Source organism: Sphingosinicella microcystinivorans (assembly GCF_003634215.1).
In the GTDB taxonomy this organism is placed as follows: Bacteria; Pseudomonadota; Alphaproteobacteria; order Sphingomonadales; family Sphingomonadaceae; genus Sphingosinicella; species Sphingosinicella microcystinivorans.
Map to the genome: position 1 here is coordinate 691,072 of NZ_RBWX01000007.1, position 20,486 is coordinate 711,557.

The window sequence follows — 20,486 nt, forward strand, 5'->3', positions numbered from 1 at the left end:
ATGGAACGCTTTGCCGCCTCCTGCCTTCTTTTCGTTCCGGGAAACCGGCCGGAGCGTTTTGAAAAGGCACTGGCGACGGACGCGGAACGCGTTTGTATCGACCTGGAGGATGCGGTGCCCGCCGCAGCAAAGGACGAGGCGCGGGCGACGGTGATCGCCGCGCTCCCCGGCTTGCCGCGTGAACGGATCGCGGTGCGCGTGAACGGTATGCGCACCGAAGCGGGACTGCGCGATCTGCTTGCGTTGAAGGATGCAGGACTATTGCCGCTGCTGCTGGTGCCGATGGTTGAAAGCGTTGGCGAGCTTGCGCCGCTACACGCCGTCGGGGCGCCCGCGATCGTGCCGCTGATCGAAACCGCGAACGGCCTGGCGGCGGCAGCGGAAATCGCGGCGATGGAAGCGGTGGTCGCGATGATGTTCGGCGGCGGCGATCTCTCAGCAGAACTAGGTGTCGCGCTTGAATGGGAACCGCTCGCGGTGGCGCGCGGGCAGTTCATTCTTGCCTGTGCACGGGCGCGGGTTCCCGCCATCGACGTGCCCTTCATCCATGTCGCGGATCAAGACGGGCTTGCCGAAGAGGTCCGGCGCGCGAAGAGCCTCGGCTTTTCAGCGAAGGCCGCGATCCATCCCGCGCAGGTGGGGATCATACAGGGCGCGCTGTGCCCGCAGCCATCCGACATCGAAGACGCTCGCGCCGCGGTTCAGGCGTTTGCGGCGGCGGGCGGACAGGCTGTCATGTTCAAGGGCCGGATGCTGGAAGCGCCGTTCATGCGCCGCTTGGAGCGTCTCGCCGCATTTGGAGAAAGCCGTAATGCGTAAGGGGGTTATCGAAGTCGCGCCGGGGCGTTTCCGGGAAACCTTCGGTCGGTATTTCGAGGAGTTCGAAGTCGGGCACATCTATGAACACCGGCCGGGCCGTACGATCACCGATGCCGACAACGTATCGTTCACGCTGCTGACGATGAACACGCATCCGCTGCATTTCGATTATGAATATGCCGCGAAGACCGAGTTTGGACGGCCGCTCGTCTGTTCGCCGCTCACGGTCGCCATTCTCGTCGGGATGAGCGTCAGTGACGTTTCCCAGAAGGCCGTGGCCAATCTCGGTTGGACGAATATCAGCATGACGCATCCACTTTTCTGCGGCGACACGCTGTATGGCGAGAGCGAGGTGCTGGGCAAGCGCGAGTCAAGCTCGCGGCCGGAGCAGGGCATCGTCACCGTGAAGACGACCGGCAGGAACCAGAAGGGCGACATCGTCTGCACATTCGAACGGTCGATCCTCGTGTGGAAGCAAGGCTTCGGCCCGGCTGACGATTGAGGGGAAAGCACATGGCAACCGCAAACGCAGCCCGAATGATCGACCCCGACGAAGAGGCCGTGCTGCTGCATTCGATCGATCGCTGGATCGAGAAGGAAGTGCGCCCGGTCGTGATGCACCACGATCACAACGATCTGTGGCCTGCAGAGTTGGTCGGACAGATGGCGGAAATGGGCCTGTTCGGCGCAACGATTTCGCAGGAATACGGCGGCCTCGGCCTTCCCGCAACCACCTATTCAAAGCTCGTTTCGAAGATCGCCTCATACTGGATGGCGATCACCGGGATCTTCAACTCGCATCTGATGCTGGCGGCCGCCGTTGAACGTTTCGGAACCCCGGAGCAGAAAGCCGAATGGTTGCCGAAGTTCGCGAGCGGAGAAATTCGCGGCGGTCTTGCACTCACCGAGCCCAATGCGGGAACGGATCTGCAGGCGATCCGCACGACAGCGGTACGCGATGGCGACGATTATGTCATCAACGGCACAAAGACATGGATATCGAACGGTATCCACGGCAGCTGCTTCGCGCTGCTCGTCAAAACCGACCTGAAGGCGGAGCCGCGCTATAAGGGCATGAGCCTGTTCGTCGCGCCGAAAATCACTGGTTTCGAGGTCGGCAAGAAGATCAAGAAGCTCGGCTACAATGCCATCGACAGCGCTGAGCTCATTTTCGACAATTACCGGCTTCCCGCCGCGAATCTGATCGGCGGTGTTGAAGGCAATGGCTTCCTTCAGGCGACGGGTGGGCTTGAGCTCGGCCGCATCAATGTTGCCTCGCGCGGCGTTGGGCTTGCGGAAGGCGCGCTGCGGCTCGCCACCGATTATGCGACGGTTCGCCAGACAATGGGTAAGCCGATCTGCGAACACCAGGCCATCCAGCTAAAGATCGGTGAGATGGTGACGCGGGCGAAAGCCGCGCGGCTGCTGACGCAGGATGCCGCCGAAGCCTATGACCGTGGCGAGCGCTGCGACATGGAGGCCGGCATGGCGAAGTATTTCGCATCCGAAGCCGCCGTGCGGAACTCCGAAGAGGCAATGCGGATTTTCGGGGGCTATGGCTATTCGAAGGAATACGAGATCGAGCGTTATTACCGGGATTCGCTGCTGATGTGCATCGGCGAGGGAACGAACGAAATGCAGCGGATCATCATCTCCAAACAATGGGTCAAACGGCATTCCGCGTAGAGGCTTCAAGAACAGGATCAATCCGCAGGCAAGCGTTCAGGGCAACAGCATTGGAAAGGGACAAGGGGGATACCATGACAAAATCCGAACTTAAACTTGCAACGTGTCTCACGACCGCTTTTGCGATCGTATTTTCGGTTCCCGCGGTATCCTACGCGCAGGAACAGGGGAATGAGACCGCCGAGCCAGCCGGCGGCGAAATCGTGGTGACGGCACGCCGGTTCGACGAAAAACTGCAGGACGTTCCTGCGGCAGTTTCGGTGCTGACGGCGGAAGCCATCGAGAACACGGGCGCGCGGGTTGCGGCCGATTTCGTGCAGTTGACGCCCGGCGTTACCATCGTCACCGGTAATGTCGAGGCGGCCGACACGCAGATCAATATCCGTGGCATCAACGGTGCGCGCGATGCCGAGAGCAACGTGGCACTTGTTGTCGATGGCATTCAGAAATCGAACACGTCATCGCTGAACCAGGATCAGGGATCGGTGCAGCAGATCGAAGTTCTGAAAGGTCCGCAAGGCGCACTTTACGGGCGCAATGCCGCTGCCGGCGCTGTCATCATCACCACCAAGAAGCCGGGTAATGCGCTGGAAGGTAGCGCGCGCGTGAGCTACGGAAACAACGATACGGTGGAAGGTGCCGCGCTGATCTCCGCGCCGCTCAGCGACACCATTGGCTTCGTGCTGAACGGCGACTACGGCAGGGGAGACGGCTATTTCCGTAACAGCTTCCTGCCGAGCGATATCAACAAGACGCTCTATCCGGGCAACAGCACCAAAGCCGCCTCGATGGACAATTACGAACGCTGGAATGTGAACGGCCGCCTCGTATTCACGCCTAGCGATGATACGGAAGTCGATCTGAAGGCGCGGTACGGCAAGGTCCGCAGCGGCGCGATCGCGTTCAACGCGGCGTTCCAGATTCCGGCGCTGGAGGGTGCGGACAAGGTCTTCAACATCGATGTGAACGACCACAAGTTCATCTTCACGCCGAACATCGATCCGCTCAACACGCAGAAGACCATCGAGGCATCGGCGCGCCTCACGCAGTCGCTCGGCGCGGTCGATCTGATCGGCTACGTCGCCTACAGCAACATCAAGAACGATTTCTACGCTGATGGCACGAGCGGCGCGTTCGGTTTCTTCGGAAACGAATCAACATGTCAGGCGACCGCGGCGGGAACGGTGCCTGTTGTGAACCAGGCACCATTCGATGAAGCCTATCTCGGGGGCGCGTTTGTCGGCGCTCAGCCGTATTCGCCTACAACGTGCGACGGCACACAGTACCAGCGCCGCAATCAGGAAGATTTCAGCGCGGAGCTTCGTCTTGTCGGCGAAACGGATTCACTGCGCTGGCAGCTCGGTGGATACTTCCTGTCGCTTGACCGACGGACCTGTATCAACCTCGGCCTCGATACGGGGCAGGGCGTCGTTCGCGAGTGTTATACGACCGACCCGACAAACCGCACCGAATCGTTGGTGGATGATAATTTCAAGACCAAGGTCTATGCGGCCTTTGGATCGGTCGATTACGATGTGACTGAAGCCTTCAAGATTGGCGTTGCGCTTCGCTATGACATTGAAGATCGCAGCACGAGCAACAACGTTCCCACGGGCCGACTGACCCGCTGGGTCGGCAATGTTCTCACAGGCAATCCGAACGGCACCGCGACAACGCCTGCGAACTACTATCTGAACCCGGGCCTCGATCCGGTTTACAACCCGAGCGGGATTCTTGCTGACCGGAGCCAGACCTACAAACAGCTGCAGCCCAAGGTTACGCTGAGCTACAAGGTCAGTCCGGACGTTTCGCTGTTCGCGAACTGGGGCATCGGCTTCAAGTCGGGCGGCTTCAACAACGGTGGTTCCGAGGCCGTTATCGACAACTTCTTCAACGCAACGATCTCTTCGGGACTGTCGATCTTCGACGATTACCGGAAGGAACGATCGAGCGCGTTCGAGGCGGGTATCAAGGGTAAAGCGCTTGATGGGCGCCTGACGTTCGACTTCGCCGGTTATCATACGACCGTGAAGGACATGCAGTTCTTCGAATTCTTCGTGGGACCGTTCGGACTGCTGCGCGTCGTCTCCAACATCGACAAGGTGGAACTGTACGGCGCCGAAGGTTCGGCGAGCTTCCGCCTGATCGATGGCTGGTCATTGTTCGGTTCGTTCAACGTAACTGACAGCAAGATCAAGCGGAACGACGCGCGGCCGTATACGGAAGGCAACAAGTCTCCCTACACGGCGGACTACACGCTCAACATCGGCAGCCAGATTGATGCCCCCCTCAGCGACGCACTGTCACTGTTGGTGCGCGCCGATTACCGTATTACCGGCAAGACCTGGTTCCACACCGTCCAGGATAATACCGTGCCGACGATCTTCGGGCTGGCCGCGAACTTCAAGAACTCGCAGCGCGATCCCTACGGCATCTTCAACCTGCGCGTCGGCTTGAAGTCGGACAGTTGGTCGGTCAGTGCCTTTGCCGAAAACATGTTCAACAAGAACTATGTGGCGGAAGTCATTCCCGCGCCGGAATTCGGCGGCGACTTCCTGACGGCGGGTATCCGTCGCAGCTATGGTCTGGAACTGGCGTACAAGTTCTGACCCCGGCGACTGGCCGTGGAATGGAAGCCTTCCGGATCGGCTGACGCTGATCCGGAAGCTCTGAAGGAGTGAATGATGGCGTCTGGAGCGTTGCAGGGGTTGCGACTTGTCGAAATGGGGCAACTGATCGCCGGACCCTTCTGCGGACAGTTGATGGCCGATCACGGCGCCGAGGTGATCAAGATCGAAGCGCCGGGCGCGGGCGACCCGATGCGCGAGTGGGGACGGAACAAGCCGGTCTGGTGGCCCGTCGTCGCGCGCAACAAGAAGAGCATCACGCTCAACCTTCGCGATCAGCGCGGTCAGGATATCGTGCGGCGCCTTGTGGAGAAGTCGGACTTCCTGCTTGAGAATTTCCGCACCGGCACGATGGAGAAGTGGAATCTGGGCTACGAGCAGCTTTCGGCCATCAATCCGGGGCTGATCATGATCCGCGTGACGGGCTTCGGACAAACCGGCCCCTACGCACGACGTGCCGGATATGGATCGATCGGCGAGGCCATGGGCGGCATTCGGAATCTCGCGGGCGATCCGTCAACGCCGCCAAGCCGTGTCGGCCTGTCGATCGGAGACTCGCTTGCCGCCACGTTCGCCTGTCTTGGCGCGCTCATGGCCTTGCAGAATCGGCATCGCACGGGGCAGGGGCAGGTGGTCGATTCCGCAATTTACGAGGCGGTGCTCGCCATGATGGAATCGACGATTCCCGAATATACCGAGGCCGGCTTCACGCGGGAACGGACGGGCGCGACGCTGCCCAAGGTCGCGCCTTCGAATGTCTACTCCACGTCGGACGGCGAAATTCTGATCGCCGCAAATCAGGACAGCGTCTGGAAGCGCATGGCGGAAGCGATGGGGCATCCGCAGCTTGGAAGCGATCCGCGCTTCGCCACGCATCATGCGCGCGGCGAGCATCAGGTTGAACTGGACAACATGATCAGCGCCTGGACGAAATCATGGTCCAGCGCCGATCTTCTGGCGCATTTGGAGACGCACGGCGTGCCGGCGGGGAAGATCTACAAGGCACCCGATATGCTGGAAGATCCGCATTTCAAGGCCCGCGAAGCCATCATCAAGGTGCAGCATCCGCACTTTCAGAACCTCTGGATGCAGAATGTCTTTCCCAAGCTCTCCGAAACGCCGGGCGAAGTCGCATGGGCGGGACCAACGCTCGGCCAGCACAATGAAGAGATTTACGGCGAAATTCTTGGGATGAGCGTGCAGCAGATGAACAGCCTACAGGACGAAGGCGTGATCTGACGAGAGGCTGTTCTCAGCGGCCAATATTGGGCCACTCATTATCGTGCAGCTGAAAGACCGGATTTGTCACCACCTTGGAATAGGGGGTAGATGAGCGACGGTGAAATCGGGAAGCACGATGACGGAAGAAACAGAAGAGCAAGCGCTGAGCCGTCCGCAAAGGCGCTTCCTCCGCCGGATCTTCAACGGCCGGATAACACCCATTGCTGCCGCAGGACGGTCTTTCCTGACCTACAAGGAGGCTGCCCGCCATCTCCAGTCTCTAGCGATCGAAGCGCGCGAAGAGGCCTATCGTGAAATCCGGGAGAATGCCGAGCAGTAAGGCGAGGGCGTCAGGCTGCCGGAAACTCCAGCGGAGCGTCGCCCGGTCGCCACGGATCGAGGCGAACCATGGCTGTCACGAACAGTATCGATGCAAGATGGCCACGGAGCCATGCCTGCAGGCGGGGAAGTGGCTGTGCGTCGAACCAGCCGCGATCGACTTCGGCGAACTGCCGCACGAAGGGGAAGATCGCTGCATCGGTGATGCCTCTCCTGTCCCCACAGAGATTGTCCTGCGCGGCGAGCCGTGCTTCGAGCGTCCCAAGCAGCGCCGATCCCGCAGCGCGATGCGCGAGCGGGTCCGAAGCGTGGCGCTCGGGGTATTTGTAGCGATCGAGGTGATGCTTGAACGGGCCGTCGTTGGCCTCGATCAGCGCACGATCTTCTCGCTCCAGCCACCCTTCGGGGTCGTTCCGTTCCAGTGACCAGCGCATGATCTCGATGCTCTCTTCGATCACGTCGCCATCGGGGCGAACGATCACCGGGACCGTCGCCTTTGGAGACGCGGCGATCAGCTCCTCAGGCTTGCGCGAGAGCTTCACTTCGCGGATGTGGCAGGCCGTGCCGCTGATCAGCAGTGCCATGCGGGCGCGCATGGCGTAGGGACAGCGCCTGAAGCTGTAAAGGATGGGTCTATCCCTCACGGCGCTCGACCGTGCGCGGGCCGATATGCGCAGAGCCTCGCACCTGAGCGAGCCTTTGCTGCCGATCGCGTTCGGCATAGCCGATGCGCTGAGCCTCTGTACGGGAAGCATGGCAGGAAGGACAGCTCACGCCCGCGATATAGAGCGGCGAAGCGCGATCCTGGGTGCTGACCGGCCGGCGGCAGCCGTGACACAGCACGTGGGTGCCGGCTTCGAGACCGTGGCCGACCGCGACGCGCTGGTCGAACACGAAGCACTCGCCCTCCCAAAGGCTCTGGTCGGCAGGGACAGTCTCCAGATACTTAAGGATCCCGCCCTGGAGGTGATAGACATCTTCGATGCCTTCGGCCTTCAGGAAAGCGGTCGATTTCTCGCAGCGAATGCCGCCCGTGCAAAACATCGCAACCTTCGGCCGGTCGCCCGTGCCGAGAAGCCGTTCGCGCTCGGCACGGAACCAGCCTGGAAAATCGCGGAAGCTGGCGGTCTTTGGATCGATCGCGCCGGCAAAGGTGCCGACCGCGACCTCGTAGTCGTTGCGCGTGTCGATCACGATCGTGCCCGGTTCGCTGATCAAGGCGTTCCAGTCCTGCGGCGATACGTAGTGTCCCGTCCCGGCGAGGGGATCGACGTGCGGTTGCCCCATGGTCACGATCTCGCGTTTCACGCGCACTTTCATGCGATAGAAAGGCATGGTTTCGGCAGACGCGTACTTCACGTCCAGATCGGCGAAGCCCGGCAAGCCTCGGATAAAGGCGACAGCGCGTTCGATCGCATCGTCGGATCCCGCGATCGTGCCGTTGATTCCTTCACCTGCGAGCAGCAGCGTGCCTTTGATCCCCGCGGCACAGCACAGCCGCGCCAGATCACCGCGAACAGCCTCGCAATCTTCCAGCCGTGCAAATTTATAAAGCGCGGCCACACGAATAGGGGAAGACGAACCGGTCACGGGCACAGGGTCCATCAGCGGGCGTCGCCGCTCTGTCGGTCTTCATACGAGCCGTGTTTGGAATGTCTGCGCGCCATAATCCTGCTCAAAGTGCGATGAGTTCGCAGCCCATCTATCGAGATCGAGCCGGTATTGCCATGGTAAGCTACAGTCTCTCGGACAGCCAGCGGGGCGAGCCCCCTATTGGTCTCGTCATCCGGGGTTGTGCTGTGCCGCCAGCGGACAACCCCCCCCTTATTCAAATCTATACGGATCGAAGCAGGACGCATCAGGATCGGGCGTGCCGTCAAGGGCGGCCGTGATCAGTTCGGTTGCAAGCGCGGCGAAGGTCACACCGTTGCCGCCGAACCCGCTCGCCAGCCACAGGTGGTCGTGATTTACCGCCCGGCCTATTGCGGGCAGGCCGTCCGGTGACGATCCGAACGCTGCCGCCCATGCACAGTCAGGCGGCAAGGGGTCTGTGCCGATAATCGCGGCAGTTTTGGCCTGCAATATGCCAGCCTTGGCGCCGATAAGGGTATCCCGCCGATCGGCGTCGTCGAAGTCTTCGTCTTCGCCGCCGGCTACAATCCGGCCATCGCTGGTGGCACGGGCGTAGATGTAGGGATCCGACGCTTCCCAGATCATTGCATTCTCCCGCCAGAGCGGAGCGGTCGCGGGCGGTGTCGCGATGGCGTAGCTGGAGCGCACGGCGTATGCGGCGGGCAGATACCAGCGCGCCCGCTCATAGCCTGTCGCCAGAATCACTTCTTTCGCCAAAAGCATGGGCCCCTCGGCTGTACGGATCGCAAGACCTTCCGCTTGCTGCTCCACAGCAACGGCATCGTAGGGGAAGCTAATTTCCGCGCCATGCCGGCATGCCAGTGCCAGCAGCCCCTCCGTCAGTTTTACCGGGTCAACCTCGTAGCTGTCCGCCGACAGCAGCGCTGCGCGCGGCGCAACCCCAAACCGCGCGGCGACTGCGTCGGCTGCAAGGAATTCCGAGGGTAAGCCGGCTTTGCGCCGCGCTTCTCCCTCCCCGTCCAGCGCGCGTTCGTCGAGCAGGGTTCCCGCGAGATAAAGTTCGGGGCGGTCGATACGCCCGCACGCAATGCCAAGGGCATCGATCCGGTCAGAGAGCCGGCGCGCGGCTGCATGAACCCTTTTCCAACGCCGCGCGGCCTCATCAATGCCGAGCCTTTCCGCGAGGTGGGTGAGGGGCACATCAGCGCCCCACATGACAAGGGCGGTCGAGGCGGCCGTGCTGCCGTGCGCGGGCGGTCGCCGATCGAGCACCACCACCCGCCGCCCGGCGGCGGAGAGCCGCTCGGCAAGCATGGCGCCCATGATTCCTGCGCCGACAATCGCGATGTCGACACGTGTCTTGCTCGGCGGATCGCTCACGATCGAAGGGGTGCCCTCAGGTACCCAGCAGGTCCGCCCGCCGCGCAAATCCCGTGCTTCGGTCAGCTCCACAAGTGCTCCATCCGTTCCCCACGCAGCAACGCTTGGGTCAAATTCCGTATGTCCGTGGTCGGTCCGTCTGACCGAGGCTAACCGCCGCTTCCCGTTCCCAAAGGTCACGTCCTTTGCGGGGATTACCGCCACGGTATCGAACAGCAAAGGTTGTTGAGGATTTCGGAAACCTCAGTGCCCGGCTTTTGCCATCGCGAAAGACGGGAACGTCGCGGCCATAGGGAGCAAGATAATGGGCAGCGGTAGGGATGGCCGGACCGGTACCGATGACAATGACTTCCGCCTCTTCGGAGGCGTCCATGTCAGGCCAGAACAAGCTTGAGTGTGCGCGGCTTCGCGGGAGGCAGCGCCCCTTTTTCAGCCTCCGCCTGTAATTCCTGCTTACGGATCAACATCCGGTCTCTCAACGCGACAAGGTCAACATCCGTGCGGCGGCACTGAGCGAATATGCCCTCGGAAGGCATTTCCTCCTCATGGACATGATGTTTGATCTCTTCCGAAAGCACCGTGAGCTTCGCATCGTAAAAGTCGTCGCTCGGGCTCGAACTCTCGATGTCGTTTATCAGCACCTTGGCGCCATCATGCTCGACATGGGCTTCGTCGAGCATGTCGGCCTCGATCTTCTCGCGAAAAGCCGGATAGAAGATTTCCTCCTCGATCGCGGTGTGAATCTTGAGCTCGCTGCAAATCTCGCGCGCAAGCGTTTGCTTGCGATCATCGGTCCTTGCCTTCTCGAACTGTTCGAACAAATCCTCGACCTTGCGGTGGTCCGCCTTCAACAGCGCAATCGCGTCGGTGTACGTTGCCTTAGGCATTGGGGGCTCCCTGGTTCAGACCTGTAGGAAGAAGCTTCGTCGGTCGGTGATGTTCCATGCGAATGATTCGCAATGCGACGAATGGCGAACGGCCAGCGAAAACGCGCCGCTGAGGTCTTTGCGTCTTGGTGCCAGCGGCTCGGAAGCAGCGTCGTTTTGATGGGAGGGTTATCGGGATCTGCCGCTCTGGTTCTAGAGGTGCGAAAGGCAGAACTTCAGTGTGAGGTGGCGTCGCCCATTTCCCGATGGCCGCCTCGATCATTTTTCGGCGTGGGAGTGGCCTGGTGTATCATGCGGTACGATGGGCGCTCCATTTAGAAACCACTGCTGCCCGTTGGCACGACGGCGACGCATCACGTCCTCGTGAAGCTCGAACATGCCGGGTTCCGGATTCAGCCCAACGTTGGGCGCGGCTGTGAAGCGGATGTAGGCTTCGCGCTTGCCATAGTCCGGCCAGGCAGGCGCACCGTCGGCGTGCGGCACGCCGGTTGTGGCGAAGCTTGCCCAATAGTCGACCATGTTGCGCGCAAGGCGAATATCTTCCGTGTTCGCTTTCGGCCAGTTCGGGGGCGTGCTGTTGGGATCACCGGCGAGGCCGAACGCGAACGGGAGCTCGCTTGCGTGAAACGCACAGAGATCGCGTGCGCGAGTTGCCGCGTTGCAATGATCGAAAATATACAAGTAGCTCGGCTGGTCTGCCGCCGCCATCGTTCGGACGAGACGTTCGGTCGCCCATCCGTAAACGATGTCGCGCGTCGATACGAGCTGGCTCACCGCGATATCGGATGCGGGATAGAGTTTCAGGTAAGCGGGAGCTAGGTCGCCGTAACGCTCAGCAATCGCCGCTTCGTAGCCTGCGGGGTCGTCCGGGATCTGAGGAATCAGCGTGCGCTGAGAGCGGATTTCTCCGCTATTGAAGCCGGCGAGAACCGGCACCTTTGTCTGTTGACCCCGATCGAAAATATTGACGAGCTGATCGGGGATAAGAATCCCGTCCATGATCGGTTGCGACACAAATCCCGTTTTCAAGGCGATGCTGGTAAGTACCGCGGCGTCCATGGCGCGCAGGTCTTGCACGTTCGCCGCGCCGGCGGCTGATGCGAACGCCGTGCCAATCGTCTCGGCAGTCGGCAGGCCGAAGACGGCTTCACGCAGGTGTGGCACCGCGCGCGCGTTGGTGCTCTGCACGATCGCCTTGGTGAACAGCCCGCGCGCCCGAGAGCTGGCAAGGAGATACGAGATGCTGAGTGCCCCGGCAGACTCTCCCATCACCGTGACATTGGCCGGATCGCCGCCGAACGCGCCGACATTGCGCTTCACCCATTCGAGCGCTGCGATCTGATCGAGCAGACCGTAATTGCCCGAAACACGATCCGGCGCCTCAGCGCTTAAGCCCGGATGCGCGAGCCAGCCGAGGATGCCGAGGCGATAGTTCACCGATACGAAGACGATGCCGCGCCGCGCAAATTCGCGACCATCGTACATGGGGCTGGCGCTGGTTCCGCGCAGCAGCGCGCCGCCGTGTATCCAGACGATCACGGGGGCCTTGCGTGCCTCCTTCGGGCTCCAGATATTAAGTGTGAGGCAATCCTCGCTCATGGGGCGCGGAGCCTCGAAATACACGCTTGTTGAAGGGTAGGGGGGCTGGACGCAGCTGGCGCCGAAAACGCCTGCGTCGCGCGTGCCGTTCCAGTGCGCAGGGGCAGCGGGCGCACGCCAGCGCTGCGCGCCGATAGGCGGCAGCGCATAGGGGACGCCCTTGAAAACGCGAAGTGCCCCGATTTGCGTTCCCAGGAGGCGGCCTTGTTCGACCGTCACCTCCGGCCTTTCACCGGCAGAAGCGGAGCGCACGACGCCGAGCGCTATGAGGATCGCGCAAAGCCATGCCACGAAAATGGTCACGTTCTCTCTCCCCATGCAGCGCTTGCCATCGCTTTGCATCGAACTTACGCTCACTCGTGAGTGAATATCAAGCGATCACGGGAAAGCGACATGAGTGGTTCGACGCGGCGGGGCTTTCTGGCGGGAACTGCAGCCTTGCCCTTGGCAACGGCAGCGGGAGTTTCAGCGAATACATCTGCGGTTGCCGATGATCTTTCGCGCTATATCGCCTTGGGGAACAAGCAATCCGGCGGGCAGGGTGACACGGCCGCGGGCCACTGGATGGCGGGTGAACTCGAAGCGGCCGGGTTTGCCGTCGAGAAGCCCGTCATCTCGGTGCCGTTCTTCACACCGCAGCGCGCCGACATTGTTTGCGGCGACGCCCGGGCCGCGCTGTGGCCGCAGCCGATTGTGGTGCCGACACCGGCATCGGGCGTTTCCGGTCCGCTCGTGCGGGTCGATGCGGCGGGCCGCGCCGACGCACCGCTCGCGGGCGCGATCGCAATTGTCGATCTGCCCTATGGCCGCTGGTCTTCCGCGCTGGTGAAGGCGATACGCACGCCCGTCCATGCGGTCTTCGGAGCGGGGGCGAAGGCTGCGATCATCATCACCAACGGGCCGACAGGTAAGATCATCGCACTCAATGCGGATGGGAAGACGCCCATGTTCAAGGGACCAGTGGCGCTGCTCGCGCCGTTGGACGCAGAGCCGTTCCTTGCCGCCGCGATGACGCATAGCCAGGCGACCTTCACGCTGACTGGAAAGAGCGGACGACGCGCCGCCTTCAACGTGGTCGGGCGGATCAATCGGGGCAAGGGGCGCTGGCTCGTGGTCTCCACCCCGCGTTCCGGCTGGTTCGGGTGCGCGGGCGAGCGCGGGGGTGGCATCGCGGCATGGCTCGACCTCGCGCGCCGGATGCCCGCAGCGCTGCCCGGTCATGATCTCGCGTTCCTCTGCAACAGCGGGCACGAGTATGAAAATCTGGGCGCGGAGGAAGCGCTGAAGGCGGTGGCGCCAAAGCCCGAGGATACAGATTTCTGGCTGCACCTCGGCGCCAATCTCGCCGCGCGGGACTGGCACGAAGGGCTATTCGGACTCGCGCCGCTGGCGGGCACGGACTCGCAGCGCTATCTTGCCGTCAGCCCCCAGCACCTGCCGCTTGCCCGCCGCGTTTTTGCGGGTCTTGCAGGCCTCGAAAGTCCTTATTCCGCCGCCGAGCTTTCGGCGGGCGAGCTCGCGGCAATCGTCGCTGCGGGCTATCCATCGGTCGCCGGCGTTTTCGGGTTGCACCGCTTTCACCATGTCGAGGACGACGAGACGCGCTGCATCGATCCCGGAGCGGTCGCGACAACAATCGCCGCCTTCCGCCAGTTTCTGGCGGCGGCGGCGAAGGCCTGACGCTATCAATCGGCTTCGATGTCGCGCTTGTAGGTTTCGGGCAGGAACAGGATGCCGACAACGGCTGTGATCGCCGCGATGACAACAGCATACCAGAGGCCCTGATAGATGTTGCCCGTGGCCGCAACCATCGCGAAGCCGATAGTGGGCATGAAACCGCCGATCCAGCCGTTGCCGATATGGTAGGGCAAAGAAAGCGAACTGTATCGGATGCGCGCCGGGAAGAGCTCGACCAGCAGCGCCGCGAGCGGACCATAAACCATCGTGGCAAGGACACCGAAGATACAGAGGATGCCGATGACCTTCAGCTTGTCGACTGAGGCGGGGTCGGCGGAATCCGGATAGCCTGCTCGTGACAACGCAGCCTGCACGTCAGTCTGAAACGCTGCGACGGAGGCGGCTTTCGCTTTACCCTTCAGCACGGCAGGGTTCGGTGCGGTAAAGGCTTCATCGCCGATCTGAACAGCCGCAATCGCGCCGGGTGGTGCGTCGACATTTGCATAGTTGATACCGCCGCGTGCGAGATAGGTCTTCACGATGTCGCAGCTTGTCGTGTCGAAACTGTTCCGTCCGATCGGATCGAATTGGAACGAGCATTCGTCTGCGTCGGCGACGACCTGCACGGGTGCGCTTTCGACAGCCGCCGCCATTGCCGGATTGGCTGCCGTAACCAATGCCTTGTAGAGCGGGAAATACGAGAAAACGGCAATCACGCACGCCGTCATCATGATCGGTTTGCGTCCGATGCGATCGCTCAGCCAGCCGAAGAAGACGAAGCTTGGGATAATCATCAGGAGCGCGGTCGCGACGAGGAAGTTGGCGGTGGCACCATCCACCCTCGCGATCTTTTCGAGATAGAAGAGCGGGTAGAGATGTGCGGCGAAGCCTATGACCGCCTGACCGGCGACGGCGCCGAACAGCGCGATGAGAACGAGCCTGAGGTTGCGCCATTCCCCGAATGCTTCGCGGAGCGGCGCCTTCGACGTCGCTCCCGCCTTTTTCATCCGCTGGAACACCGGGCTCTCTTCAAGCTGCAGCCGTATCCAGAGGGTGATGCCAAGCAATACGATCGAGAAGATGAAGGGCAGGCGCCAACCCCAGTCGTTAAAGGTTTCCGCATCCATGAAATTGCGCAGCCCGACCACGAATGTAGAGGCGAGGATCAGGCCGATCATTGCCGTCGTCTGGATAAAGCTCGTATAAAAGCCACGTTTTCCCGGCGGTGCATGCTCGGCAATATAGACAGCGGCACCGCCGTATTCGCCCCCGATCGCGAGCCCCTGAAGCAGCCGGAGTGTCATCAGGATGATCGGGGCGGCAATTCCGATGGCGTCGTAGCCCGGCAGGAAACCGACCGCAAACGTCGAAAGGCCCATGATCGCCATGGTGACGAGGAACGTGTTCTTGCGTCCGACGACATCTCCGACCCGGCCGAATACCAGCGCGCCGAAGGGGCGCACCGCAAAGCCGGCGGCAAACGCCATCAGCGCAAGGATGAAACCGGTGGTTTCATTGACGCCCGAGAAAAAATGCCGGGAGAGCGCGGTGGCGAGCAGTCCGTAGAGATAGAAATCATACCATTCGAACACCGTTCCCAGCGATGACGCGGTGATGACGAGCTTGTCGCTCTGACCTTTCGCCTCGCCGGGCAAGGCTTCGCTCTCGGTTGCCATATTCTTCCTCCCATCCAAATTAGCTTTGGGCTCTTCTCGGCCCCTCCGCCATGCTCGCTATCAGCGCGCGACCGACACCGTCTGTTCGGTGTAGCCTGCGTTTTCCAGTTCGCGTTCCGCCTGCATGAAGCCGTAGGCGGGTACGATCTCGCCGCGCCGATCCGAGAGTTGCTCCCATTGTGTGGCGACGCGTTCTGCAGCGTCATCTCCGGTTCCAATGAAGATGCCATCGGTGAGCGTGATGTTGGCGCGCGCGAAATGTCCCCCGCCTGCGCAAAGAATTGCACGCGTCGGCGCATCCTCGCTCACCAGCGCGAGCAGGCCGGGGCTTACAGCCTCCGGAGCCAGCCGCGCGAGCGCCTCGGGAGCGAGCACGCCACCCGTCATCTGCGTTGCCGCCGTGGGCGCGAGGCAATTGACGCGGATGCCGTAGCGCTCACCCTCAAGCGCCAACGTCTGCATCAGCCCGACAAGCGCCATTTTCGCCGCGCCGTAGTTAGCCTGCCCGAAATTGCCATAGAGGCCCGACGACGACGTCGTCATGACGATCCGGCCATATCGACGCGCGCGCATCTGCTCCCACACCGCTTTCGAACAGATCGCGGCGCCCATCAGGTGCACGTCGACGACCAGCCGGAAATCGGCGATGTCCATCTTTGCAAAACTCTTGTCGCGCAGGATGCCCGCGTTGTTGACCAGGATATCGACACCGCCCCAGGACTTGGTGGTGGCGTCTACCATCGCCGCGACTTCTACCTCATCCGTGACAGAGGCTGGCACGGATAGCGCCTTCCCGCCCGCGGCCACGATCTCTGCAGCGACACCTGCCGCCGCAGCCTCGTTAACATCGTTGACGACGACGCGTGCACCTGCGCGCGCGAGCAGCAGTGCATGTGCACGGCCGAGCCCTCCGCCAGAACCTGTTACGATCGCCACCCGCCCGGCCAGATTCATGCTCTTCTCCTCGCTCATCATATAATAACTCACACGTGAGTTAATCAAAAAGGCCTGACAGTTCCGACATGGTGCCTAGCCGTTCAGCCTTTCCGCTCGGCCTTTCGCTGCTCGCAGATTTCGCGAAAACCAGCCGCCATGAAGCGCGCCATGCGTTGTTTGACGGCTTCATAGTCGTTGGAGTGGCAAAGCCCGTGCGAGAGCTTGTCGATACGACCTGTGCGCGCCAGCGTAAGCATCAGTGCCCCGGTTACGAAATGATACCCCCAGAAAATGTCTTCTTCGGCGGCGTCGGGCAGTGCCTTTTTCAGGATTTCGATCAGTCGCAGCACGACAGGATCGAAATACTTGTCCATGAATTCGGCGCCCTCGGGGCTGTTCGACGCCTGAGCGCCGAATGCGCCATAGTTTTTCCAGCCTTCGCCGCCCTGGATGTAGAGATCCAGGTCGGTATCGAGAAACGCATGGAGTGCGCCCTCTACCGTCGGCTTTCCGGCGGCGGCCTTTTCGTAGTCGTCGAGCGCCTTCGTGCGCTTTTCAATCGTAACGACAGCGCGGCGGGCGAATACTGCATCGAACAGCGTTTTCTTGTCGTCGAAATAATAGTTGAGGAGCGTATGATGAACGCCCACGCGCTTCGCGACATCCTTCAGCGTCACACCATAAAAGCCGTGCTTGGAAAACAGTTGTTCGGCAGTGTCGAGAATTTGTTCCATCGTTTCGGCGCGCTGCTCCGCCTTTGATGGTCGTTTTGTTTGAGGCTTTCCCTTGGGCGCCAAAATCACTTCCTTTTCGAAATCGTCCCGTCGCATCACTGCCGTTCCGATCTAAGCCTGACCATATTCGGCCCGCAACTGCATCTTATCGATCTTGCCCGTCGGCGCGAGCGGCATTGCGTCAACGCGGATGATCGCATCGGGAACCCACCACGACGCGATACGCCCGGCGAGCGGCGCGAGCAATTCCTCGTCGCTGATCGAATCGCCGCACGTCTCCACGAGCAGAATCGGCCGCTCGCCCCACTTGGGGTCGGCGCGCCCGATTACGGCGGCGAGCGACACGCGCGGCAGCGCGCTGACTAGGGCTTCGATCTCGGCGGGATTGATCCACTCGCCGCCGGACTTGATAAGATCCTTGGATCTGCCGGTGATGGTGAGATTTCCGCTTTCGTCGATGCGTGCGAGGTCGCCCGTATCGAACCAGCCGTCGGCGTCGGTGGCGGGCGCGGTTTGACCGAAATAGCGCTCTACGACCGTGCCGCCGCGCACGCGCAAATGGCCTTCCGTTCCGCGCTGTTCAGGAAGCGCGCACCCTTCGGCGTCGGTGATGAGCAGATCGATGCCGATCGCGGGGCGGCCCGACAGCGAGGCGCGGCGATGCGTATCCCCGGGTAGCGCTGCCGTCCCGAGTGGAGACAGCTCCGTCATCCCCCAGCTCGTCTGGATCTCGACGCCCAGGCGGCGCTCGATACGCTCCATGAGCGCCGACGGCATGGGAGAGCCACCCACCAGGATGCGTTCAAGCGACGGCACATCCCCGCCTTCCGCCTCCAGATGCTCGACAAGGCCGAGCCAGACGGTGGGCACCCCCGCTGCGGCCGTCACGCCCTCTTCGCGAATGAGTCGCGCCAGATGCGCGCCGTCGCTGTGGCGTCCCGGAAGCACCAGCTTTGCCCCCACCGCAGGCGCCGCGAACGGCAACCCCCACGCATTGGCATGAAACATCGGCACGACGGCGAGGATCGCATCGCGCGAGGTCGGGCCAAGCACATCGGCCTGCAACTGCCGCATTGTGTGCAGGTAGCAGCCGCGGTGCGTGTAGGTGACGCCCTTGGGCGCGCCGGTGCTGCCCGACGTGAAGCAGAGCCCCGACGGCGCCGTTTCCGAAAATTCGCCCCAGGGGATATCGAGCGCTGCCGCCGCGACGAGCGGCGCGAGCGCATCGGCATCTTCCGCGCCCTCATCCGTATCGATCACGAGGATACGGCGCAGCGCGGGGAGATTACGGGCCGCCTCCCGTGCCAGAGGCAGAAGATCGGCATTCACGAGCAGCAGCGCGGCCTGCGACTGGGCGAGCATCCCGCCTAGCTGTGTCGCGGTGAGGCGCGGGTTGAGCGTGTGGCATATCGCGCCCATGCCCATGATGCCGTACCACGCTTCGACATGCCCCTGCGTGTTCCACGCGAGGGTTGCTACCCGATCGCTGGCGCGGATGCCCAGCGCGTGCAATGCGCCCGAAACGCGGCGCGCACCCGTGTGCAGCGCCCTATAGGAAATGCGCCGGACACCATCGGCTCCCGCCGACACCACTTCGGCGTTGGGATGCCATTTCGCGGCGTGGGAGAGGAACTTGTCGAGCGTCAGACCATAATATTGCATCGAACCGTCGTTCATTGGCACCCCTTGGCTTTCGGCGGCAAGGGTGGCGCTGCAACCCCGACATTCCAGTTCCACGCGATATCTCCCGCCGCGCGACGGCGGCACACGACCGCCTCGTGCAGAGCCGAGACGCCGGGAAACAAATGGCTGCCCGCGCGGGGTACATCCGCGAAATGCAGGAAACCCCGATTTTCGGCATAGGATGGCCAATCCGGCCAGCCCTTCGCCCGCGGTTTGCCGGTCGCGGCGAAACTTGCCCAATAGTCTCCCATCGCATCGCTCAGCTTGCGTTCCGAAAGGCTTGACGGAATTTTTGGCCAGAGCGGTGGCGTCTTGCCGGCCGTGTCGAAAATATAAGGCAGTTCCGCGGCATGGAAGGCGTGGAGATTCCATTCCTGCGTCGCAGGATAGGCATGATCGAAGAGATAGAAGTATGCGCCTTGCCCGAGCGCCGCCTGGTTTGAAACGAGGCGTTCGGCGGTCCAGCCGTACATGGCGTCACGTGTTGCGGCGAGCATACTTTCCTCGATCGTTTTCGCCGGATAACGAGCGAGGAACAGGTCGGCGAGATCGCCGTAGCCAGCACGGATCGCGGCCTCGTAGGCGGCTGCATTCGCAGGGGGCTTCGGCAACAGGAAACGCAGCGAGCGGATTTCCCCGCTGTTGAAACCTGCGAGGATCGGGACCGGCGCCTGCGCGTTCCGGTCGAACGTATCGACCAGTTGGTGCGGCAGGACTTTGCCGTCGATCGTGATGAACGGAAAATACCCGGTGCCTGCCGCGTTTTCGGTCAGGGTGGTCGCATCCATTGCGCGCAATGCGGCTGGATCGGTTGAGCCGAGTTTTGCAGCAAGGCTACTGCCCTGGTCCTCGGCGGGCACCATGCCGTTCAGGGGATCGCGCAGGGCGGGGGCGGACACCATGTAGGCGCTTTGTGCAATCGCCTTGTGGAACAACCCGCGCGCGGCGGGGGCGGCCATGAGCGCCATGACGCTGAGCGCGCCTGCGGATTCTCCCGCGACCGTGACATTGGCAGGGTCACCGCCGAAGGCCGAAATATTGCGCTTCACCCAATCGAGCGCCGCCACCTGATCGAGAAGGCCATAATTGCCTGAAACACCGTCCGGGGATTCCGCACTGAGCTGCGGAAGCGCGAGATAACCAAGCACGCCGAGCCGGTAGTTGATCGACACCACCACCAGTCCGCGTTTCGCGAGCGCCGTGCCGTCGTAAATCGGATCGCTTCCGGACCCGGTCGTCAGTGCGCCCCCGTGAATCCATACGAAGACCGGGGCCTGCTTTGCCGTATCCGGTGCCCATATGCTGAGCGACAGACAGTCCTCGCTCATCGCGGGCAGAGCCCAGGCGTAGATGCTGGCGGCGCGTGGCTTGGGCTGCATGCACGCGGCGCCGAATTTCGATGCATCGCGAACGCCGTCCCAACGCGGCAGCGCGCCGGGCGGACGCCAACGGCGTTCACCCAGCGGCGGCTGCGCATATGGAATCCCGCGAAAAACCCGCACGCCGCGATCACTTGCCCCTTGAAGCACGCCTGCCGGAGCATCCACCACCGGTTCGGCGGCAACGACCGGATCGGCGGCCAGAGCCATCAGTATGAGCGCGACGCGCAGACGGATCATCGAACCCTCC

At 62.1% G+C, this 20,486-nt stretch carries 17 protein-coding genes; 7 read left to right on the plus strand and 10 right to left on the minus strand.

Annotated elements, in window-relative coordinates; translation table 11 throughout:
* From DFR51_RS03555 to DFR51_RS03580, 6 genes are all read left to right on the plus strand, one after another.
* Positions 1–819 (plus strand): HpcH/HpaI aldolase/citrate lyase family protein, encoded by an 819-nt coding sequence (locus tag DFR51_RS03555; protein ID WP_121047647.1) that lies wholly within the window; start codon positions 1–3, stop codon positions 817–819.
* The gene (locus tag DFR51_RS03560; protein ID WP_121047648.1) at positions 812–1,321 is read left to right on the plus strand and encodes a MaoC family dehydratase; all 510 of its coding nucleotides are present in this window, start codon (positions 812–814) and stop codon (positions 1,319–1,321) included. Before DFR51_RS03555 ends, DFR51_RS03560 begins: the two co-directional genes overlap by 8 nt.
* Positions 1,322–1,332: 11 nt before the next feature.
* The gene (locus DFR51_RS03565) at positions 1,333–2,505 is read left to right on the plus strand and encodes an acyl-CoA dehydrogenase family protein (RefSeq protein WP_121047649.1); all 1,173 of its coding nucleotides are present in this window, start codon (positions 1,333–1,335) and stop codon (positions 2,503–2,505) included.
* 74 nt (positions 2,506–2,579) lie between these two features.
* On the plus strand, positions 2,580–5,114 hold the full coding sequence (locus tag DFR51_RS03570) for a TonB-dependent receptor (protein WP_121047650.1): 2,535 nt from the start codon (positions 2,580–2,582) through the stop codon (positions 5,112–5,114).
* A 75-nt stretch (positions 5,115–5,189) separates the two neighbouring features.
* Complete coding sequence (locus tag DFR51_RS03575; protein ID WP_174234237.1) at positions 5,190–6,371, plus strand: CaiB/BaiF CoA transferase family protein; 1,182 nt, start codon at positions 5,190–5,192, stop codon at positions 6,369–6,371.
* A 118-nt stretch (positions 6,372–6,489) separates the two neighbouring features.
* The gene (locus tag DFR51_RS03580; RefSeq protein ID WP_121049699.1) at positions 6,490–6,693 is read left to right on the plus strand and encodes a hypothetical protein; all 204 of its coding nucleotides are present in this window, start codon (positions 6,490–6,492) and stop codon (positions 6,691–6,693) included.
* A gap of 10 nt (positions 6,694–6,703) precedes the next feature.
* On the opposite strand, the gene DFR51_RS03585 is transcribed toward DFR51_RS03580, so the two are convergent.
* From DFR51_RS03585 to DFR51_RS03610, 5 genes are all read right to left on the minus strand, one after another.
* Positions 6,704–7,336: a glutathione S-transferase gene (locus tag DFR51_RS03585; protein WP_276330551.1), complete on the minus strand. Its 633-nt coding sequence runs from the start codon at positions 7,334–7,336 to the stop codon at positions 6,704–6,706.
* A complete protein-coding gene (trhO, locus tag DFR51_RS03590) occupies positions 7,326–8,297 on the minus strand; it encodes an oxygen-dependent tRNA uridine(34) hydroxylase TrhO (protein ID WP_121047653.1) in 972 nt (323 codons plus the stop codon). Before trhO ends, DFR51_RS03585 begins: the two co-directional genes overlap by 11 nt.
* A 219-nt stretch (positions 8,298–8,516) precedes the next feature.
* Positions 8,517–9,884 carry an NAD(P)/FAD-dependent oxidoreductase gene (locus tag DFR51_RS03595; protein WP_160119146.1) on the minus strand — a complete coding sequence of 456 codons (1,368 nt, stop codon included), beginning with the start codon at positions 9,882–9,884 and terminating at the stop codon, positions 8,517–8,519.
* Between the two features lie 155 nt (positions 9,885–10,039).
* Positions 10,040–10,552 carry a hemerythrin domain-containing protein gene (locus DFR51_RS03605; RefSeq protein ID WP_121047656.1) on the minus strand — a complete coding sequence of 171 codons (513 nt, stop codon included), beginning with the start codon at positions 10,550–10,552 and terminating at the stop codon, positions 10,040–10,042.
* 258 nt (positions 10,553–10,810) lie between these two features.
* The gene (locus tag DFR51_RS03610) at positions 10,811–12,454 is read right to left on the minus strand and encodes a carboxylesterase/lipase family protein (protein ID WP_243445606.1); all 1,644 of its coding nucleotides are present in this window, start codon (positions 12,452–12,454) and stop codon (positions 10,811–10,813) included.
* Positions 12,455–12,664: 210 nt separating this feature from the next.
* Here DFR51_RS03610 and DFR51_RS03615 point away from each other — a divergent pair, with 210 nt between their 5' ends.
* Complete coding sequence (locus DFR51_RS03615) at positions 12,665–13,831, plus strand: hypothetical protein (protein WP_243446533.1); 1,167 nt, start codon at positions 12,665–12,667, stop codon at positions 13,829–13,831.
* Between the two features lie 5 nt (positions 13,832–13,836).
* Here DFR51_RS03615 and DFR51_RS03620 read toward each other — a convergent pair whose 3' ends face one another.
* From DFR51_RS03620 to DFR51_RS03640, 5 genes are all read right to left on the minus strand, one after another.
* Complete coding sequence (locus DFR51_RS03620; RefSeq protein ID WP_121047657.1) at positions 13,837–15,504, minus strand: MFS transporter; 1,668 nt, start codon at positions 15,502–15,504, stop codon at positions 13,837–13,839.
* A gap of 60 nt (positions 15,505–15,564) precedes the next feature.
* Complete coding sequence (locus tag DFR51_RS03625; RefSeq protein WP_121049708.1) at positions 15,565–16,458, minus strand: SDR family NAD(P)-dependent oxidoreductase; 894 nt, start codon at positions 16,456–16,458, stop codon at positions 15,565–15,567.
* 83 nt (positions 16,459–16,541) lie between these two features.
* Positions 16,542–17,174: a TetR/AcrR family transcriptional regulator gene (locus DFR51_RS03630; RefSeq protein WP_197723710.1), complete on the minus strand. Its 633-nt coding sequence runs from the start codon at positions 17,172–17,174 to the stop codon at positions 16,542–16,544.
* Positions 17,175–17,285: 111 nt separating this feature from the next.
* Positions 17,286–18,851, minus strand: coding sequence for an AMP-binding protein (locus DFR51_RS03635; RefSeq protein WP_121047659.1), 1,566 nt, complete (start codon positions 18,849–18,851; stop codon positions 17,286–17,288).
* Positions 18,848–20,476, minus strand: coding sequence for a carboxylesterase/lipase family protein (locus tag DFR51_RS03640; protein WP_121047660.1), 1,629 nt, complete (start codon positions 20,474–20,476; stop codon positions 18,848–18,850). Before DFR51_RS03640 ends, DFR51_RS03635 begins: the two co-directional genes overlap by 4 nt.
* Positions 20,477–20,486 lie beyond the last annotated feature (10 nt).

Excerpts from the sequence above, each read along its gene's own strand:
- DFR51_RS03555 (WP_121047647.1), top strand. The coding sequence starts at position 1 with ATGGAACGCTTTGCCGCCTCCTGCCTTCTTTTCGTTCCGGGAAACCGG.
- DFR51_RS03560 (WP_121047648.1), top strand. The coding sequence starts at position 812 with ATGCGTAAGGGGGTTATCGAAGTCGCGCCGGGGCGTTTCCGGGAAACC.
- DFR51_RS03565 (WP_121047649.1), top strand. The coding sequence starts at position 1,333 with ATGGCAACCGCAAACGCAGCCCGAATGATCGACCCCGACGAAGAGGCC.
- DFR51_RS03570 (WP_121047650.1), top strand. The coding sequence starts at position 2,580 with ATGACAAAATCCGAACTTAAACTTGCAACGTGTCTCACGACCGCTTTT.
- DFR51_RS03575 (WP_174234237.1), top strand. The coding sequence starts at position 5,190 with ATGGCGTCTGGAGCGTTGCAGGGGTTGCGACTTGTCGAAATGGGGCAA.
- DFR51_RS03580 (WP_121049699.1), top strand. The coding sequence starts at position 6,490 with ATGACGGAAGAAACAGAAGAGCAAGCGCTGAGCCGTCCGCAAAGGCGC.
- trhO (WP_121047653.1), bottom strand. The coding sequence starts at position 8,297 with ATGGACCCTGTGCCCGTGACCGGTTCGTCTTCCCCTATTCGTGTGGCC.
- DFR51_RS03605 (WP_121047656.1), bottom strand. The coding sequence starts at position 10,552 with ATGCCTAAGGCAACGTACACCGACGCGATTGCGCTGTTGAAGGCGGAC.
- DFR51_RS03620 (WP_121047657.1), bottom strand. The coding sequence starts at position 15,504 with ATGGCAACCGAGAGCGAAGCCTTGCCCGGCGAGGCGAAAGGTCAGAGC.
- DFR51_RS03625 (WP_121049708.1), bottom strand. The coding sequence starts at position 16,458 with ATGAATCTGGCCGGGCGGGTGGCGATCGTAACAGGTTCTGGCGGAGGG.
- DFR51_RS03630 (WP_197723710.1), bottom strand. The coding sequence starts at position 17,174 with ATGGAACAAATTCTCGACACTGCCGAACAACTGTTTTCCAAGCACGGC.
- DFR51_RS03635 (WP_121047659.1), bottom strand. The coding sequence starts at position 18,851 with ATGAACGACGGTTCGATGCAATATTATGGTCTGACGCTCGACAAGTTC.
- DFR51_RS03640 (WP_121047660.1), bottom strand. The coding sequence starts at position 20,476 with ATGATCCGTCTGCGCGTCGCGCTCATACTGATGGCTCTGGCCGCCGAT.